The organism is Flavobacterium sp. WC2430 (assembly GCF_040822075.1).
GTDB lineage: Bacteria > Bacteroidota > Bacteroidia > Flavobacteriales > Flavobacteriaceae > Flavobacterium.
In genome coordinates this window covers 1,527,215-1,544,247 of the sequence record NZ_CP162007.1, presented here as the reverse complement: position 1 = coordinate 1,544,247, position 17,033 = coordinate 1,527,215, and the positions used below count along the sequence as shown (strand labels likewise).

Genomic DNA, 17,033 nt, shown 5'->3' with positions numbered 1-17,033 from the left:
AAATCGACAATTACACTTTCGCTAACTATAAGACACAAGTTAACATATATTTATATATTCAAATTGTTGATTACCAGTATATTATTATAACTTTATATAAGATATTTATACATTTTACAATTTTTTTAAGTTCATAAAAACACACTTAATTCAAATAAAATAAAGAAAATGAGAACTTTAAATGATTTAAAAAGAAAAAAATGCAATAATGCAATTGAAGATCTATTAAAAAAAACTTCCTCTCCTTTAGAAAAATCAGAAGATTTAGACCCATTAATTGATTTTATTGGTGACTCAAAATATGTCTTACTTGGTGAAGCATCACACGGAACCCATGAATATTATACATGGAGAGCCAAAATCACGCAACGTTTAATACAAGAAAAAGGTTTTTCCTTTATAGGAGTAGAAGGAGATTGGCCAGATTGCTACCGACTAAATCGGTACTCTAAAGGCTACATCGATTCTGGTAAAGACATCTATAATGTTATGAATGAGTTTAAGCGCTGGCCAACTTGGATGTGGGCAAATTGGGAAATAGCCGCATTTATTGATTGGCTTAAATCCTACAATAGAGACTTATCAGAGAATAAAAAAATAGGCTTCTACGGACTAGATGTATATAGTTTTAGAGAGTCCATGGCTTCTATAATCCAATATTTAGAAAAACACGACACAAAAGCATTGGCCATTGCAAAAAAAGCGATTGAATGCTACGAACCTTATTCCAAAGACGAAGGCCAGTCGTATGCAAGAGCCTCGGCGTTTGTGCCCATTTTATGCGAAAAAGAAATTCTGGATCTACTTATTGAAATCAGAAAAAACGTTCCAAATTATAACTCAGATGCTGAAAATGTAATGAGTACAGAACAAAATGCCTATATAGCTAGAAATGCTGAAAAGTATTACCGCGCAATGATAAAACGTGGTTCTGCTTCATGGAATATAAGAGATGAACATATGGTAGCTACTATAGAACGACTGCTTAAATACCATGGTACAAATTCAAAAATTATAGTTTGGGAACACAACACCCATATAGGGGACGCTCGTGCAACTGACATGGCATCCGAAGGAATGGTAAATGTAGGTCAATTATTAAAAGAACAATACCAAACTAAGGGTGTAATATCAGTAGGATTTGGCTCTTATGTAGGAAGTGTCATAGCAGGACGAAATTGGGGCGATGCTATGAGAAAAATAGAAGTTCCTAAAGCAGAAGAAGACAGCTGGGAATATCTCTTTCATAAAGCTTCTGAAGGTCAAAATAGATTATTACTAATGAACAAGGTAAGGCAAGAGAAATGCATGGAGAACTACATTGGTCATAGAGCCATAGGAGTCGTATACAATCCCGAACACGAACGATTTGGAAATTACGTCCCCACAATTTTACCAAAACGATATGATGCTTTTATTTATATTGATAAAACAACAGCGCTACATCCTATACATACTCTAGTTGATAAAAAACAATTCCCCGAAACTTATCCTTTTGGTATATAAAAAAAGGCCTAACATATAAGTTAGGCCTTCTAGAATAGAATACTAAAATTATTATTTATTAATATTTGCTATAAACTGATCAAATAAATAAGAAGAGTCATGCGGACCAGGACTTGCTTCAGGATGGTATTGTACAGAAAAACAATTTTTATTTACCATTTGCATTCCAGCAACAGTACCATCATTAAGATGAACATGCGTAATTTCTAAATCTGGATTGCGTTCTAGTTCCTCTTTATTTACAGCAAAACCGTGATTTTGAGATGTAATCTCCCCTTTACCAGAAATCAAGTTTTTTACTGGATGATTAATCCCTCTATGTCCATTAAACATTTTATAAGTTGAAATTCCATTAGCCAAACCAATTACTTGATGACCTAAACAGATTCCAAATAAAGGTTTATCATTTGCTAAAATATCTTTAGCAACTTGTATTGCACTAGAAAGTGGTTCAGGATCACCAGGCCCATTAGACAAGAAATAACCGTTAGGATTAAAAGAAGCCATCTCCTCATACGAGGAGTCAAAAGGAAAAACTTTAATGTAACAATCTCTTTTTGCAAGATTACGTAGAATATTTGTTTTAATTCCTAAGTCTAAAGCTGATATTTTATATGTAGCATTTTCTTCTCCATAAAAATATGGCGTTTTAGTAGAAACTTTAGAAGCTAATTCTAAACCTTTCATATCTGGAACATTAGCTAAGGCAACTTTCAATTCTTCAACAGAAGAGCCGTCTGTACAAATAACAGCATTCATTGCTCCGTTATCTCTAATGTAACTAACTAAAGCACGCGTATCAACATCTGAGATACAAATTAGGTTTTCTTTAATAAAATAATCCTCTAAACTTTGTGTAGCATCTTCACGAGAATAATTAAAACTAAAGTTTTTACAAACCAATCCAGAAATTTTAATACTATCAGATTCTATTTCTTTTTCATTTACACCATAATTTCCAATATGAGCATTAGTCGCTACCATGATTTGTCCAAAATAAGATGGGTCAGTAAAAATCTCCTGATATCCAGTCATTCCAGTATTAAAACAAACTTCCCCAAAAGTAGTTCCGCTGATTCCAATAGATTTTCCGTGAAAAATTGTACCATCACTTAGTAAAAGTATGGCACTTTGTCGTGTTGTATATTTCATTAGTAGATTTTATATTTTAATAATCTCATGGAATTAAAACTCATTCCATACGTAGTTAAATATTTTGCAAATTTAATTCATTAATACAATGGATGCAAACTTTTAAATTTTATTATAAAATAAAAAAGTTATAAAATAGCCCTGATGGTAATGACATCCTTTTACTTTATTCTTTATAAAGTAAAAGATAGAATGAACAGCAGGAAATAAGTGCAAAAAACTATTGTTTATTTGCTCCAAAAAAAAAAAAAGGATAAACTATAAATAGCTTATCCTTAAATTTTATTGAATGATTATTTTCATAACTATTCAGCTGCGTCTGTAGTTGTTTCAGCTTCAGCAGCTGGAGCTTCAGTAGCTTCATCTGCTTTCTTAGCTTTTCCACCACGACGGCTTTTCGCTTTTTTAACTTCTTTTTTACCACCATTGTAAAGTTCATTGAAATCTACTAATTCGATCATTGCCATATCAGCATTATCTCCTAAACGATTTCCAACTTTAATGATACGAGTGTATCCACCTGGACGGTCTCCTACTTTAGCAGCTACGTCTCTGAATAAATCAGTTACAGCATATTTGCTACGTAAATAAGCAAAACAAATACGACGATTGTGAGTAGTATCAGTTTTAGATTTTGTTATTAAAGGCTCAACAAATTGTTTAAGCGCTTTTGCTTTAGCTACAGTTGTGTTAATACGTTTGTGCTCAATAAGAGAACAAGCCATATTAGCTAACATAGATTTTCTATGTGCAGTCTGTCTGCTTAAGTGATTGAATTTTTTTCCGTGTCTCATGACGTGTATTTTTATACTTTCATCTTGATACTATCCGCTTTGGAGATCAAAATATGAAGTAATTTATTCTTTATCTAGTTTGTATTTTGCTAAATCCATACCGAAGTTCAAATTCTTCACAGCCACAAGTTCATCAAGCTCTGTTAAAGATTTTTTACCGAAATTACGGAATTTCATTAGGTCATTTTTATTGAACGATACTAAATCACCAAGTGTATCAACTTCAGCCGCTTTCAAACAATTTAATGCTCTAACAGATAAATCCATATCAACAAGCTTAGTTTTAAGCAATTGTCTCATGTGTAATGATTCTTCATCATATGATTCTGTTTGTGCGATCTCATCAGCCTCAAGTGTAATTCTTTCGTCAGAGAACAACATGAAATGGTGAATTAGAACTTTGGCAGCTTCAGTAAGTGCATCTTTTGGATTAATAGAACCATCAGTTTTTATTTCAAAAACTAATTTTTCATAATCTGTTTTTTGCTCTACACGGAAGTTTTCAATTGCATATTTTACATTTTTTACCGGAGTAAAAATGGAGTCTGTAAAAATGGTTCCAATTGCAGCATTCTGTTTTTTGTTCTCTTCAGCAGGAACATATCCTCTACCTTTTTCGATTGTTAAATCGAAGTTCAGTTTGATTTTACTATCTAAATTACAAATAACTAGTTCTGGGTTCAGAACTTGGAAACCTGAGATAAATTTTTGAAAATCACCTGCTGTTAATTGATCTTTACCAGAAACAGAAATAGTAACTGCTTCATTATCTATATCTTCAATTTGACGCTTAAAACGTACTTGTTTAAGATTAAGAATAATTTCGGTAACATCTTCAACAACTCCTGAGATAGTAGAAAACTCATGATCTACACCTTCTATGCGGACAGATGTAATTGCATAACCTTCTAATGCTGAAAGCAAAACTCTTCTAAGTGCATTACCAACGGTCAATCCGTATCCTGGTTCTAAAGGTCTGAATTCAAACTTACCTTCAAAATCGGTTGAATCGATCATGATAACTTTATCGGGCTTCTGAAAATTAAATATTGCCATAAATTTCGACTAAGTCAATTATTATTTGTTGTACAACTCTACGATTAATTGTTCTTTAATGTTTTCTGGAATTTGAAGTCTAGCTGGTACAGTTACAAAAGTACCTTCTTTAACATCATTATTCCAAGTAATCCATTCATAAACATGACTTGAATTAGATAAAGAACGTTCGATAGCTTCTAATGATTTAGATTTTTCACGAACAGCAACTTTATCACCAGGTTTAAGGTGATAAGAAGCAATATTTACTACATCACCATTTACAGTGATATGTCTGTGAGAAACTAATTGTCTAGCGCCTCTTCTAGAAGGAGCAATACCCATTCTAAATACAACGTTATCTAATCTTGCCTCACATAATTGTAAAAGAACTTCACCAGTAACACCTTTAGTAGCTGATGCTTTTTTGAATAAACCTCTGAATTGTTTTTCTAAAATTCCGTAAGAATATTTAGCTTTTTGCTTTTCCATTAACTGGATTGCATATTCAGATTTTTTTCCTCTTTTTTTAGCCATCCCGTGTTGTCCAGGTGGGTAATTTCTTTTTTCGAAAGATTTGTCATCTCCGAAGATTGCTTCGCCAAATTTACGAGCAATTCTAGTTTTTGGACCAGTATATCTTGCCATTTCTAAAAATTAAATTAAGGTAGAGATTATGAATTCAGGTCATATCCTCCGATAATCGTATATTCTACCTAGTTATACTTAAATATATAATTAAACTCTACGTCTTTTTGGAGGACGACATCCGTTGTGAGGCATTGGAGTAACATCGATAATCTCTGTAACTTCAATTCCACCGTTATGCAAAGAACGGATAGCAGACTCACGTCCGTTTCCTGGTCCTTTAACATACACTTTCACTTTTTTAAGTCCTGCTTCAAGAGCTACTTTACTACAATCTTCTGCTGCCATTTGGGCTGCGTATGGAGTATTCTTTTTAGAACCTCTAAAACCCATTTTACCAGCTGAAGACCAAGAAATAACTTCACCTTTTTTGTTTGTCAAAGAAATGATGATGTTATTGAAGGTAGCAGAAATATGAGCTTCTCCCGTTGATTCAACGATAACTTTACGTTTTTTTGCAGTTGCTTTAGCCATATTACTTATTATTTAGTTGCTTTTTTCTTGTTAGCAACAGTTTTTCTTTTACCTTTTCTTGTTCTAGAGTTATTCTTAGTTCTTTGCCCTCTTAAAGGAAGACCAGTTCTATGACGGATACCTCTGTAACAACCAATATCCATTAAACGTTTGATGTTTAAAGAAACTTCAGAACGTAATTCTCCTTCAATTTTGAATGCTGATACCGCTTCACGAATTGCTCCGATCTCGTCATCATTCCAGTCTTGAACTTTTTTATCTTGGCTTACTTGAGCTTTTTCTAAAATCTCAATAGCTCTACTATTTCCTAATCCGAAGATGTAGGTAAGTGCTATAACACCTCTCTTGTTTTTCGGGATATCTACCCCTGCTATTCTTGCCATAACTATCCTTGTCTTTGTTTAAATCTAGGATTCTTTTTGTTTATAACGTACAATCTCCCTTTTCTACGCACAATTTTGCACTCGGGACTTCTCTTTTTTACTGATGCTCTAACTTTCATTGTGAATATCCTTTAATATCTATAAGTAATTCTTGCCTTTGACAAATCGTAAGGACTCATTTCTAGTTTCACTTTATCACCAGGTAATAATTTGATGTAATGCATACGCATTTTTCCAGAAATGTGAGCAATAACGATATGTCCATTCTCTAATTCTACACGGAACATCGCATTTGATAATGCTTCAATGATCGATCCGTCTTGTTCTATTGCTGATTGTTTTGCCATAAAATTAAGCTACTGCTTTTCTATTTTTTCCACTTTTCATTAAACCATCATAATGTTTGTTTAACAAGTATGAATTGATTTGTTGAATTGTATCTATTGCAACACCAACCATAATGATTAATGAGGTACCCCCAAAAAACATTGCCCAAGATTGCTGAACATCCATAAGACTTACAACAATCGCTGGGAACACAGCTATTAGAGCAAGAAATAAAGATCCTGGGAAAGTTATCAAAGACATCACCTTGTCAAGAAAATCAGAAGTTTCAACTCCTGGTCTAACACCTGGAATAAAACCACCACTTCTTTTCAAATCATCAGACATCTTATTAGTAGGAACAGTAATCGCAGTATAAAAGTAAGTAAATACAACAATTAATGTTGCAAATACAAAATTATACCAAAAACCGAACATGTTACTAAAAGCACCAACAATAGACTGTGATGCATCAGATTTTGATAACCCAGCAACAGCAGCAGGAATAAACATAATTGCTTGAGCAAAGATAATAGGCATCACTCCTGAAGCATTAAGCTTCAATGGAATCCATTGTCTATTACCACCCATTAAATCTTGCTCATAATCTCCTGATGTTGTACGACGTGCATACTGAACTGGTATTTTTCTAATTGCCATAGTTAATAAAACACAAGCAATAATAACCAATAGCCAAATAATAATTTCAATAACCAATAACATTGGTCCTCCGTTGTTATTTGTCACCCTAGTTGTAAATTCTTGTATAAATGCTTGAGGAAATCTAGCAAGTATACCAACCATAATTAAAAGTGAAATACCATTTCCAATTCCTTTATCAGTTATTTTTTCTCCTAACCACATGGCAAAAATTGTACCTGTAACTAAGATAATTACTGAAGAAAATAAGAATTCAAAAGAATTAAACCCTAATAAAAATGCACTACTAGGTAAAGTTCTATATAGATTATAGATATAAGTTGGTCCTTGTACTAAAGTAATAACTATAGTCAACCAACGTGTAATCTGATTAATCTTTTTTCTACCACTCTCTCCATCATTTTGAAGTTTTTGCAAATAAGGAATAGCTATTCCCATAAGTTGAACAACAATAGATGCAGAAATGTAAGGCATAATTCCTAAAGCAAAAACTGACGCTTTAGAGAAAGCTCCACCAGTAAACATGTCTAAAATTGATCCAATACCACTTTTGGTTTGACCAGCTAAGCTATTTAATTGTGTTGCATCGATTCCCGGAAGCGTAACGTGTGCTCCAAAACGATAAACTAAAAGCAGGCCTAATGTAATTAGGATTCTGTTTTTTAGTTCTTCGATTTTCCAAACATTACTTATTGACTCAATAAATTTCTTCATAAATTGAAAAATTATATTGTTACAGCTTCTCCACCAGCAGCTTCAATAGCAGCTTTTGCAGTAGCAGTAAATTTGTGAGCAGTTACTTTTAATTTTGCTTTCAATTCTCCTCTTCCTAAAATCTTAACGATTTCATTTTTAGTTGCCAAACGGTTAGCTACATAAGTTGTCATATCGACAGCATCTGTAATTATACCATTATCAACTAATAATTGAAGCGTATCTAGATTCACACCTTCGTAATCTTTACGATTGATGTTTGTAAAACCAAACTTAGGCACACGTCTTTGAAGTGGCATTTGCCCTCCTTCAAAACCAATCTTTTTAGAATATCCAGAACGAGATTTTGCTCCTTTGTGACCTCTTGCAGAAGTACCACCTTTTCCAGAACCTTCTCCTCTACCTAATCTCTTATTTTGATTGTGCGTTGCCCCTTCAGCTGGTTGTAAGTTACTTAAATTCATAACAGTATTTGTTATTTAGTTTCCTCTACAGAAACTAAGTGTTTAACTTTGTTTATCATCCCAAGGATTGCAGGGTTTGAGTCATGTTCTACAACTTGACCCATTTTACGTAGACCTAAAGCTTCTAATCCTCTTTTTTGATCAAGTGGACAGTTGATTTTACTTCTAACTTGTTTTACTAATAATTTAGCCATAATTTCCTTGAATTAACCTTTAAAAACTTTTTCTAAAGAAAGCCCTCTCTGTTTTGCAACAGTATAAGCACTTCTCATTTGTAATAAAGCATCAAAAGTTGCTTTTACTACGTTGTGAGGATTTGATGATCCTTGAGATTTAGATAATACATCGTGAATACCTACTGACTCAAGAACTGAACGAACAGCTCCACCAGCAATAACTCCTGTACCATGAGAGGCAGGAATTAAAAATACACGTGCACCACCAAATTTACCTTTTTGTTCGTGTGGTACTGATTGACCATTCAAAGGAATTTTTACTAAATTTTTCTTAGCATCTTCTACTGCTTTCGCAATTGCTTCAGAAACATCTTTAGATTTTCCTAATCCATGTCCTACAACACCATTTTCATCACCTACAACTACAATAGCAGAAAAACCAAAAGCTCTACCACCCTTTGTAACCTTAGTAACACGATTTACACTTACCAAACGATCTTTTAATTCAAGACCACTAGGCTTTACTAACTCTACATTTTTGTATTTACTATTAGACATACTATATTAGAATTTAAGTCCAGCCGCTCTCGCGCCTTCCGCTAATGATTTAATACGACCATGATATAAATAACCTCCTCTATCGAACGTTACTACATCTATTCCAGCTTTAATAGCTTTCTCAGCAACTAGTTTTCCAACTGCAGTTGCCACTTCAATGTTCGTACCTTTACCTATTTCTTTTTCTCTTGAAGAAGCAGCCAATAAAGTAACTCCGTTTACGTCATCAATAAGTTGAGCATAAATTTCTTTGTTACTTCTAAATACAGAAAGTCTTGGATTAGTAGCAGTACCACTAATCGTTTTTCTAATTCTGAATCTAATTCTTTGTCTTCTTTCAGGTTTCGTTAATGACATAATCTTATTTTTTAAGCTGATTTACCTGCTTTTCTTCTTAATACTTCACCTACAAATTTAACACCTTTTCCTTTGTACGGCTCAGGCTTACGGAAAGCTCTAATTTTTGCCGCAACTTGACCTAAAAGTTGTTTGTCAAACGATGTTAGTTTAACAATTGGGTTTTTACCTTTTTCAGATATAGTTTCTAAACTTACTTCTGGAGCAATTTCTAAAACAATATTGTGAGAATATCCAAGAGCTAAATCTAATTTTTGTCCTTGATTAGAAGCTCTATAACCAACTCCTACCAATTCTAATGATTTTGTAAAACCGTCAGTTACACCGATAATCATGTTATTGATTAAAGATCTGTACAATCCGTGTTTTGCTCTTTGGTCTTTGTGATCAGACGATCTATCCACTTGAACTTGACCGTCTTCAACCGTTACAGTAACGTCCGAAAACTCCTGTGTAAGTTGACCATTTTTTCCTTTAACTGTAATAATACCGTCTTTAACTTCTACAGTTACACCAGCAGGGATTACAATTGGATTTTTACCTATTCTTGACATCTTATAGTCTTTTTATTAGTATACGTAACAAATTACTTCTCCACCAACATTAAGTTGTTTGGCTTTCTTTCCTGTCATCAAACCTTTTGATGTAGAAACAATAGCAATTCCTAATCCATTAAGGATTCTAGGAATAGAAGCTGAACTTGAATATTTACGTAAACCTGGTTTACTAATTCTTTGGATATCTTTAATTACTGACTCTTTAGTATCTTTATCATACTTCAAAGCAATTTTGATCGAACCCTGAACAGCGTTGTCTTCAAATTTGTAACTTAAGATATAACCTTGATCAAATAAGATCTTAGTTATTTCTTTTTTTAGATTAGATGCAGGGATTTCGACAACTTTGTGGTTTGCAGCCACAGCGTTTCTAACCCTTGTTAAATAATCTGCAATAGGATCTGTATACATATGTATTAATTTGCGATTATGGTTTTCTCCAGACTTTCTTTCGAACCTTTAACCAATTAAAATTCAATTTTTTACCAACTAGCTTTTTTAACACCTGGTATCAATCCATTATTAGCCATTTCACGAAATGTAACACGTGAAACACCGAACTGACGCATATACCCTCTTGGTCTACCTGTTAATTTACATCTATTATGCAAACGAACTGGCGAAGCATTTTTCGGTAATTTCTGCAAACCTACGAAATCTCCAGCTTCTAACAAAGCTTTTCTTTTCTCAGCATATTTAGCTACCGTTTTTTCTCTCTTAACCTCACGGGCTTTCATTGATTCTTTAGCCATATCTTAATTCTTTTTAAAAGGTAATCCTAATTCAGCCAATAATGACTTTGCTTCCTTATCAGTTTGAGCAGAAGTAACAAAAGTGATATCCATTCCAGATATTTTGTTTACTTTATCAATATCAATTTCTGGGAAAATGATTTGCTCTAAAACACCAAGGTTATAGTTTCCTCTTCCGTCGAAACCAGTAGCTTTAATACCACTGAAATCTCTAACACGTGGTAAAGCTGAAGTAATAAGTCTATCTAAAAACTCATACATTCTTTCTCCACGCAAAGTAACTTTTGCTCCAATTGGCATTCCCTTTCTCAATTTAAAAGACGCAACGTCTTTCTTTGAAATAGTAGATATTGCTTTTTGTCCAGTTATCTTTGTCAATTCATCAACCGCATAGTCGATTAATTTTTTATCAGAAACTGCTGCTCCAACTCCACGGCTTAAAACGATTTTCTCCAATTTAGGAACTTGCATTACGTTTACATATCCGTACTCTTCTGTAAGAGCAGAGATAACTCTACTCTTATATTCTTCTTTTAGTCTAGGTGTATATGCCATTACTATAGTACTTGATTAGATTTTTTTGAAAATCTTACTTTCTTATCTCCTTCAACTCTAACTCCAGTTCTAGTTGCTTCCTTAGTTTTAGGATCAATTAGAGAGATGTTAGAAATTTGAATAGAAGCTTCTTTTTTCACAATACCACCTTGAGGGCTTTTTGCACTTGGTTTCGTGTGTTTTGAAACCATGTTTACACCTTCAACGATTGCTTTGTTTTTCTCACGGTCAACACGTAATACTTTACCTTCTGATCCTTTGTGATCTCCAGCAATTACTCTTACGATGTCACCTGTTTTTATTTTTAGCTTTATCATCTTAAAACGAATTAAAGCACTTCTGGTGCTAATGATACAATTTTCATGAATTGTTTTTCACGAAGTTCTCTTGCTACCGGTCCAAAAACACGAGTTCCTCTCATTTCCCCTGCAGCGTTCAAAAGAACACATGCATTGTCATCGAAACGGATATAAGAACCATCGGCTCTTCTCACTTCTTTTCTGGTACGTACAACAACTGCAGTTGAAACAGCTCCTTTTTTAACGCTTCCGTTTGGAGTTGTATCTTTGATAGAAACTACAATCTTGTCACCAACAGAGGCATACCTTCTTTTGGTACCTCCTAAAACACGGATAGTTAAAACTTCCTTTGCTCCAGTGTTATCTGCTACTTTTAGTCTTGATTCTTGTTGTACCATAATTATTTAGCTCTTTCTAGGATTTCAACTAATCTCCAACATTTTGATTTACTTAAAGGACGCGTTTCGCTAATTCTTACAGTATCTCCAATGTTACAGTCGTTTGTTTCGTCATGTGCAACGTATTTCTTTGTTTTCAACACGAACTTACCGTATAATGGGTGTTTTACTTTACGCACTTCTGCTACAACAATAGATTTATCCATTTTGTCCGAAGTTACAACACCAACTCTTTCTTTTCTTAAATTTCTTTTTTCTTCCATCTTTCAGCAGATTACAATTATTGTAACTCTCTTTTTGTAAGTTCAGTAGCTAATCTTGCAACTGTTCTTCTCACACTTCTAATTTGAAGTGGATTCTCAATTGGAGAAATAGCGTGAGCCATTTTTAGGTCGGCATATGCCTTCTTAGTTTGACTAAGTTTTTCTTGCAACTCCGCTGCAGAAAGATCTTTTATTTCTGATTGTTTCATAATATAATATAGATTATGCTTCGAAATCTCTAGCAATAACGAATTTAGTTTTTACTGGAAGCTTTTGAGCTGCAAGACGTAACGCCTCTTTTGCAACTGACAAAGGTACTCCTCCAATTTCAAACATAATTCTTCCGGGTTTAACAACGGCAGCCCAATACTCAACTGCTCCTTTACCTTTACCCATACGTACCTCAAGAGGCTTCTTAGTAATTGGTTTGTCTGGAAATATTTTGATCCATAATTGTCCCTCTCTTTTCATGAAACGTGTAGCAGCAATACGAGCTGCTTCAATTTGACGAGAAGTTAAAAACATTCCATCTTCATGTACAGATTTAATACCAAACATTCCATTAGAAAGTTCATGCCCTCTTCCAGAGTTCCCTTTCATTTTACCTTTTTGCACCTTACGGTATTTTGTTCTTTTAGGCTGTAACATTTTTCTTTAATTTAAAAATTACTTTCTTTTACGAGCGTCTGGTTTTCCACCTTTATTAAAGTTAGATTTCCCACGAGGAGAATCTCCACCTTTTCCGCCAGATTGTTTCTTGTCCATTCCAGCAAGCGGAGAAAGATCTCTCTTTCCGTAAACTTCACCTTTCATGATCCACACTTTGATACCCATTCTACCATAAGTAGTATGTGCTTCAGCTAATGCATAATCAATATCGGCTCTGAAAGTTGATAAAGGAACTCTTCCTTCTTTGAAACCTTCTGAACGTGCCATCTCAGCACCATTCAAACGACCAGAAATCAAAACTTTGATACCTTCAGCGTTCATACGCATAGAAGCAGCAATAGCCATTTTGATTGCACGTCTGTAAGAAATACGGCTTTCGATTTGACGACAGATGCTTGTAGCAACTAGATACGCGTCAAGTTCAGGTCTTTTAATTTCAAAGATGTTGATTTGAACCTCTTTGTCAGTAATTTTCTTAAGTTCTTCTTTTAACTTGTCTACCTCTTGTCCACCTTTTCCGATAATGATACCAGGTCTAGCAGTAGTGATAGTAACGGTTACAAGTTTCAAAGTTCTCTCGATGATTACTTTTGATACACTAGCTTTTGATAAACGAGCATGGATATACTTTCTGATTTTGTGATCTTCGGCAAGTTTATCACCATAATCATTTCCACCATACCAGTTTGAGTCCCATCCTCTGATGATACCAAGTCTATTTCCAATTGGATTTGTCTTTTGTCCCATCTTGTATTAAATTGCTTGTGTGTTATTAATAGATCCAAGCACGATTGTTACGTGATTAGAACGTTTTCTAATTCTGTGTGCACGACCCTGTGGAGCTGGACGAAGTCTTTTCAACATCATTCCTCCATCTACTGTAATCGTTTTAACAAATAAACCTGCTTCTTCCATATTAGCGTCAGGGTTTTTTGCTTGCCAGTTGGCAATTACAGATAAAACCAATTTTTCTAATTTTCTTGAAGCTTCTTTAGAACTAAATCTTAAGATGTTTAGTGCTCTTTCTACCTTCTGACCTCTTACCAAGTCCGCTACTAAGCGCATTTTTCTAGGTGAAGTAGGGCAGTTATTCAATTTCGCGAAAGCAATAGACTTATTAGCCTCTTTTCTCGCATCTGCTGTTTCTCTTTTACGAACTCCCATTGCTTCTTATTTTTTACCTTTATTTTTTGCTCCAGCATGACCTCTAAAAGATCTAGTTGGTGAAAATTCTCCTAATTTGTGACCTACCATGTTTTCTGTTACGTAAACTGGTACAAATTGACGACCGTTATGAACTGCGATAGTTTGCCCAACGAAGTCTGGAGTAATCATAGAAGCTCTAGACCAAGTCTTTACTACTCCTTTATTCCCACCAGCGATGTTTTCTTGAACTTTCTTGTCTAACTTATAATGAACGAAAGGTCCTTTTTTTAATGAACGTGCCATATCTTATTATTTCTTTCTACGTTCTACGATATACTTGTTACTCGGGTTTTTCTTAGAACGAGTTCTATAACCTTTTGCTGGTATTCCATTTCTTGAACGTGGATGTCCACCAGAAGAACGTCCTTCACCACCACCCATTGGGTGATCGACAGGGTTCATTGCTACAGGTCTTGTTCTAGGTCTTCTACCTAACCATCTTGTTCTACCTGCTTTACCAGATACAACTAATTGGTGGTCTGAATTAGAAACAGCTCCAATTGTAGCAGAACAAGTCAACAAGATTAATCTTGTTTCACCTGAAGGCATTTTAATTGTAGCATATTTTCCATCTCTTGCCATCAATTGAGCAAATGTTCCAGCAGAACGAGCAATTACAGCCCCTTGTCCTGGTCTCAATTCGATACAAGAAATTACAGTTCCTAGTGGAACTCTACTTAAAGGTAATGTATTTCCAATTTCAGGTTGAGATTCTGGACCAGAAACTAATTTCTGACCAACTTTCAATCCGTTTTGAGCAATTACATATGTTTTCTCACCATCAGCGTAAGCTAATAAAGCGATAAACGCAGTACGATTTGGATCATATTCGATTGATTTAACCGTAGCAGGAATTCCTTCTTTAGTACGTTTAAAATCAATAATACGATATCTCTGCTTGTGACCACCACCCGTATAACGCATGGTCATCTTTCCTTGACTATTTCTACCTCCAGAGTTTTTTATCGGCGCTATCAAAGAGCGTTCCGGCTTATCAGTTGTAATGGCGTCATAACCATTCACAACTCTAAATCGCTGACCTGGGGTAATAGGTTTTAATTTTCTTACTGACATTTTTCTATCTTAGATATTGTTGTAAAAATCAATTGTTTCTCCTTCTTTTACTTGAACAATTGCTTTCTTAATTGCATTTGTTTTTCCAGTAATTAAACCACTTTTAGTGTATTTTGTAGTTCTATCCGGTCTTACGTTCATCGTGTTAACACTCAAAATAGTTACTCCATAAGCAGCTTCAACAGCTTTCTTAATCTCAACTTTATTTGCTTTTTTGTTAACAACGAATCCGAAGCGGTTTAAAACTTCACTTTCTTTGGTTACTTTTTCTGTTACTATAGGTTTAATTATGATGCTCATATCCTATTATTTACTTAAATTTTCTTCAATTATCTCCAAAGAACTCTCTAAAAGAACTAAGTTATCAGCATTTAAAATAGCGTAAGTACTTAATTCTAAGCTACTTACTACGCTAGAGGCCTTTAAATTGCGTGAGGACAAATATACATTTTTATTCGTATCGCCCAACACAAATAGAGATTTTTTATTATCTAACTCTAAAGCTTTCAAAACATTAATGAAATTTTTAGTGTTTGGAGTTTCAAAACTAAAGTCTTCAAGAACGATAATATTTGACTCTTTTGCTTTAATAGAGAAAGCTGATTTTCTTGCCAAACGCTTCAAGCTTTTATTCAATTTAAATGAATAACTTCTTGGTCTTGGTCCAAAAACCGTTCCTCCGCCTTTAAACAATGGATTCTTTGCACTACCCGCACGAGCAGTACCAGTTCCTTTTTGTTTTTTAATCTTACGTGTACTTCCCGCAACTTCGGCTCTTTCTTTAGCCTTGTGCGTTCCTTGTCTTTGATTAGCTAAATATTGCTTAACATCAAGGTATACAGCGTGATTATTTGGTTCAATTGCGAATACTGAATCAGAAAGTTGAACTTTTCTGCCAGTATCTTTTCCGTTGAAATCTAATACTTTTACTTCCATTACTTGTGAATGATTACATAAGAGTTGTTATGACCAGGAACACATCCTTTAATAACAAGTAGATTCTTCTCAGTAACTACTTTTAAAACTCTAAGGTTTTGAACGTTTACATTTTCTCCTCCCATACGTCCAGCCATACGCATTCCTTTGAATACTCTAGATGGATAAGAAGAAGCCCCTACAGAACCTGGCGCTCTTAAACGGTTATGTTGACCATGAGTTGCTTGACCAACACCACCAAAACCGTGACGTTTTACAACCCCTTGAAAACCTTTACCTTTAGATACACCTTGTACATCTACAAATTCTCCTTCAACAAACATAGAGACATCAATAAGATCCCCTAGTTTTTGTTCTGTTGCAAAATTTTGGAATTCAACGACTTTTTTCTTAGCTACAGTTCCCGCTTTTTTAAAGTGACCTAAAGCCGCTTTTGTGGAATGTTTCTCGTTTTTGTCATCGAAACCAAGTTGCAACGCTTCGTACCCGTCAACACCTTTGGTTCTGACTTGGGTAACAACACATGGACCAGCTTGAATTACCGTACAAGGAATATTCTTCCCGTTCTCATCAAAGATACTAGTCATGCCGATTTTTTTACCAATTAACCCAGACATAAATATTAATTATTAATTATTAAATATAAAAATAGAACACATCATTTAAGTGAACCCTTATTTTTAAAGTGGTGCAAAAGTATAACTTATTTACACACAATCCAAAAAAAGTTTTCACTTAAACAAAGTGCCCTTAATTTTCCTTAGAAGATACTTAAACTTTGATTTCTACTTCAACTCCACTAGGCAATTCTAATTTCATTAAAGCATCGATAGTTTTAGATGAAGATGAATAAATATCAATTAATCTCTTATATGACATTACTTCAAATTGTTCTCTCGCTTTTTTATTAACGTGTGGAGAACGTAGCACTGTGAAAAGTTTTTTGTGAGTTGGTAATGGAATTGGTCCCGTAACTACTGCACCAGTACTTTTTACTGTTTTTACAATCTTCTCAGCAGACTTATCTACCAACATGTGATCGTAAGATTTTAATTTTATTCTGATTTTTTGACTCATTT

31 protein-coding genes are annotated in these 17,033 nt (G+C 34.3%); 1 reads left to right on the top strand and 30 read right to left on the bottom strand.

The window, feature by feature from the left end; all coding sequences use genetic code 11:
- Positions 1-168: 168 nt before the first annotated feature.
- Positions 169-1,506, top strand: coding sequence for an erythromycin esterase family protein (locus tag AB3G36_RS06715; RefSeq protein ID WP_367757225.1), 1,338 nt, complete (start codon positions 169-171; stop codon positions 1,504-1,506).
- A gap of 51 nt (positions 1,507-1,557) precedes the next feature.
- On the opposite strand, the gene carA is transcribed toward AB3G36_RS06715, so the two are convergent.
- The 30 genes from carA to rpsJ form a co-directional block, all read right to left on the bottom strand.
- Positions 1,558-2,658 (bottom strand): glutamine-hydrolyzing carbamoyl-phosphate synthase small subunit, encoded by a 1,101-nt coding sequence (gene carA, locus AB3G36_RS06710; protein ID WP_367757223.1) that lies wholly within the window; start codon positions 2,656-2,658, stop codon positions 1,558-1,560.
- Positions 2,659-2,963: 305 nt separating this feature from the next.
- Complete coding sequence (gene rplQ, locus AB3G36_RS06705; RefSeq protein WP_367757221.1) at positions 2,964-3,452, bottom strand: 50S ribosomal protein L17; 489 nt, start codon at positions 3,450-3,452, stop codon at positions 2,964-2,966.
- 63 nt (positions 3,453-3,515) lie between these two features.
- Positions 3,516-4,508 carry a DNA-directed RNA polymerase subunit alpha gene (locus tag AB3G36_RS06700; RefSeq protein WP_066080995.1) on the bottom strand — a complete coding sequence of 331 codons (993 nt, stop codon included), beginning with the start codon at positions 4,506-4,508 and terminating at the stop codon, positions 3,516-3,518.
- A gap of 21 nt (positions 4,509-4,529) precedes the next feature.
- A complete protein-coding gene (gene rpsD / locus AB3G36_RS06695) occupies positions 4,530-5,135 on the bottom strand; it encodes a 30S ribosomal protein S4 (protein WP_187017215.1) in 606 nt (201 codons plus the stop codon).
- A 90-nt stretch (positions 5,136-5,225) separates the two neighbouring features.
- Positions 5,226-5,609 carry a 30S ribosomal protein S11 gene (rpsK, locus tag AB3G36_RS06690; RefSeq protein WP_024981527.1) on the bottom strand — a complete coding sequence of 128 codons (384 nt, stop codon included), beginning with the start codon at positions 5,607-5,609 and terminating at the stop codon, positions 5,226-5,228.
- Between the two features lie 8 nt (positions 5,610-5,617).
- The gene (gene rpsM, locus AB3G36_RS06685; RefSeq protein ID WP_073210387.1) at positions 5,618-5,992 is read right to left on the bottom strand and encodes a 30S ribosomal protein S13; all 375 of its coding nucleotides are present in this window, start codon (positions 5,990-5,992) and stop codon (positions 5,618-5,620) included.
- Positions 5,993-5,994: 2 nt separating this feature from the next.
- Positions 5,995-6,111 (bottom strand): type B 50S ribosomal protein L36, encoded by a 117-nt coding sequence (gene ykgO, locus AB3G36_RS06680; RefSeq protein ID WP_008992256.1) that lies wholly within the window; start codon positions 6,109-6,111, stop codon positions 5,995-5,997.
- Positions 6,112-6,123: 12 nt separating this feature from the next.
- Positions 6,124-6,339: a translation initiation factor IF-1 gene (gene infA / locus AB3G36_RS06675; RefSeq protein WP_007136545.1), complete on the bottom strand. Its 216-nt coding sequence runs from the start codon at positions 6,337-6,339 to the stop codon at positions 6,124-6,126.
- A gap of 4 nt (positions 6,340-6,343) precedes the next feature.
- The gene (gene secY, locus AB3G36_RS06670; protein WP_367757215.1) at positions 6,344-7,690 is read right to left on the bottom strand and encodes a preprotein translocase subunit SecY; all 1,347 of its coding nucleotides are present in this window, start codon (positions 7,688-7,690) and stop codon (positions 6,344-6,346) included.
- A gap of 11 nt (positions 7,691-7,701) precedes the next feature.
- Positions 7,702-8,154 (bottom strand): 50S ribosomal protein L15, encoded by a 453-nt coding sequence (gene rplO / locus AB3G36_RS06665; RefSeq protein ID WP_367757213.1) that lies wholly within the window; start codon positions 8,152-8,154, stop codon positions 7,702-7,704.
- An 11-nt stretch (positions 8,155-8,165) separates the two neighbouring features.
- On the bottom strand, positions 8,166-8,348 hold the full coding sequence (rpmD, locus tag AB3G36_RS06660) for a 50S ribosomal protein L30 (RefSeq protein ID WP_187010092.1): 183 nt from the start codon (positions 8,346-8,348) through the stop codon (positions 8,166-8,168).
- 12 nt (positions 8,349-8,360) lie between these two features.
- Positions 8,361-8,888, bottom strand: coding sequence for a 30S ribosomal protein S5 (rpsE, locus tag AB3G36_RS06655; RefSeq protein ID WP_187017211.1), 528 nt, complete (start codon positions 8,886-8,888; stop codon positions 8,361-8,363).
- A 6-nt stretch (positions 8,889-8,894) separates the two neighbouring features.
- Complete coding sequence (gene rplR / locus AB3G36_RS06650) at positions 8,895-9,245, bottom strand: 50S ribosomal protein L18 (RefSeq protein ID WP_367757211.1); 351 nt, start codon at positions 9,243-9,245, stop codon at positions 8,895-8,897.
- An 11-nt stretch (positions 9,246-9,256) separates the two neighbouring features.
- Positions 9,257-9,799: a 50S ribosomal protein L6 gene (rplF, locus tag AB3G36_RS06645; RefSeq protein WP_367757209.1), complete on the bottom strand. Its 543-nt coding sequence runs from the start codon at positions 9,797-9,799 to the stop codon at positions 9,257-9,259.
- A gap of 15 nt (positions 9,800-9,814) precedes the next feature.
- Complete coding sequence (rpsH, locus tag AB3G36_RS06640) at positions 9,815-10,213, bottom strand: 30S ribosomal protein S8 (protein ID WP_072945389.1); 399 nt, start codon at positions 10,211-10,213, stop codon at positions 9,815-9,817.
- Between the two features lie 71 nt (positions 10,214-10,284).
- Entirely contained in the window at positions 10,285-10,554 is a 270-nt protein-coding gene (gene rpsN, locus AB3G36_RS06635) for a 30S ribosomal protein S14 (protein ID WP_126745308.1), read from the bottom strand.
- 3 nt (positions 10,555-10,557) lie between these two features.
- Positions 10,558-11,109 carry a 50S ribosomal protein L5 gene (gene rplE / locus AB3G36_RS06630; protein WP_367757206.1) on the bottom strand — a complete coding sequence of 184 codons (552 nt, stop codon included), beginning with the start codon at positions 11,107-11,109 and terminating at the stop codon, positions 10,558-10,560.
- A 2-nt stretch (positions 11,110-11,111) separates the two neighbouring features.
- On the bottom strand, positions 11,112-11,426 hold the full coding sequence (gene rplX / locus AB3G36_RS06625) for a 50S ribosomal protein L24 (protein WP_026707009.1): 315 nt from the start codon (positions 11,424-11,426) through the stop codon (positions 11,112-11,114).
- Positions 11,427-11,437: 11 nt separating this feature from the next.
- Positions 11,438-11,806, bottom strand: a complete 369-nt coding sequence (rplN, locus tag AB3G36_RS06620) for a 50S ribosomal protein L14 (protein ID WP_007136556.1) — start codon at positions 11,804-11,806, stop codon at positions 11,438-11,440.
- A gap of 2 nt (positions 11,807-11,808) precedes the next feature.
- Positions 11,809-12,069: a 30S ribosomal protein S17 gene (rpsQ, locus tag AB3G36_RS06615; protein WP_016989323.1), complete on the bottom strand. Its 261-nt coding sequence runs from the start codon at positions 12,067-12,069 to the stop codon at positions 11,809-11,811.
- 17 nt (positions 12,070-12,086) lie between these two features.
- Positions 12,087-12,278, bottom strand: coding sequence for a 50S ribosomal protein L29 (rpmC, locus tag AB3G36_RS06610; protein ID WP_035668115.1), 192 nt, complete (start codon positions 12,276-12,278; stop codon positions 12,087-12,089).
- A 13-nt stretch (positions 12,279-12,291) separates the two neighbouring features.
- The gene (rplP, locus tag AB3G36_RS06605) at positions 12,292-12,717 is read right to left on the bottom strand and encodes a 50S ribosomal protein L16 (protein ID WP_367757203.1); all 426 of its coding nucleotides are present in this window, start codon (positions 12,715-12,717) and stop codon (positions 12,292-12,294) included.
- An 18-nt stretch (positions 12,718-12,735) separates the two neighbouring features.
- Positions 12,736-13,485, bottom strand: coding sequence for a 30S ribosomal protein S3 (gene rpsC, locus AB3G36_RS06600; RefSeq protein WP_026707012.1), 750 nt, complete (start codon positions 13,483-13,485; stop codon positions 12,736-12,738).
- 6 nt (positions 13,486-13,491) lie between these two features.
- On the bottom strand, positions 13,492-13,902 hold the full coding sequence (gene rplV / locus AB3G36_RS06595; protein ID WP_007136561.1) for a 50S ribosomal protein L22: 411 nt from the start codon (positions 13,900-13,902) through the stop codon (positions 13,492-13,494).
- A 6-nt stretch (positions 13,903-13,908) separates the two neighbouring features.
- Positions 13,909-14,187 carry a 30S ribosomal protein S19 gene (gene rpsS / locus AB3G36_RS06590; protein WP_007136562.1) on the bottom strand — a complete coding sequence of 93 codons (279 nt, stop codon included), beginning with the start codon at positions 14,185-14,187 and terminating at the stop codon, positions 13,909-13,911.
- A 6-nt stretch (positions 14,188-14,193) separates the two neighbouring features.
- A complete protein-coding gene (rplB, locus tag AB3G36_RS06585) occupies positions 14,194-15,018 on the bottom strand; it encodes a 50S ribosomal protein L2 (RefSeq protein ID WP_035668122.1) in 825 nt (274 codons plus the stop codon).
- 9 nt (positions 15,019-15,027) lie between these two features.
- The gene (gene rplW / locus AB3G36_RS06580; RefSeq protein WP_026707015.1) at positions 15,028-15,318 is read right to left on the bottom strand and encodes a 50S ribosomal protein L23; all 291 of its coding nucleotides are present in this window, start codon (positions 15,316-15,318) and stop codon (positions 15,028-15,030) included.
- Positions 15,319-15,324: 6 nt separating this feature from the next.
- Positions 15,325-15,954: a 50S ribosomal protein L4 gene (gene rplD, locus AB3G36_RS06575; protein WP_367757199.1), complete on the bottom strand. Its 630-nt coding sequence runs from the start codon at positions 15,952-15,954 to the stop codon at positions 15,325-15,327.
- On the bottom strand, positions 15,954-16,571 hold the full coding sequence (gene rplC / locus AB3G36_RS06570) for a 50S ribosomal protein L3 (RefSeq protein ID WP_367757197.1): 618 nt from the start codon (positions 16,569-16,571) through the stop codon (positions 15,954-15,956). Before rplC ends, rplD begins: the two co-directional genes overlap by 1 nt.
- A gap of 154 nt (positions 16,572-16,725) precedes the next feature.
- On the bottom strand, positions 16,726-17,031 hold the full coding sequence (gene rpsJ / locus AB3G36_RS06565; protein WP_011963470.1) for a 30S ribosomal protein S10: 306 nt from the start codon (positions 17,029-17,031) through the stop codon (positions 16,726-16,728).
- Between the last annotated feature and the right edge of the window lie 2 nt (positions 17,032-17,033).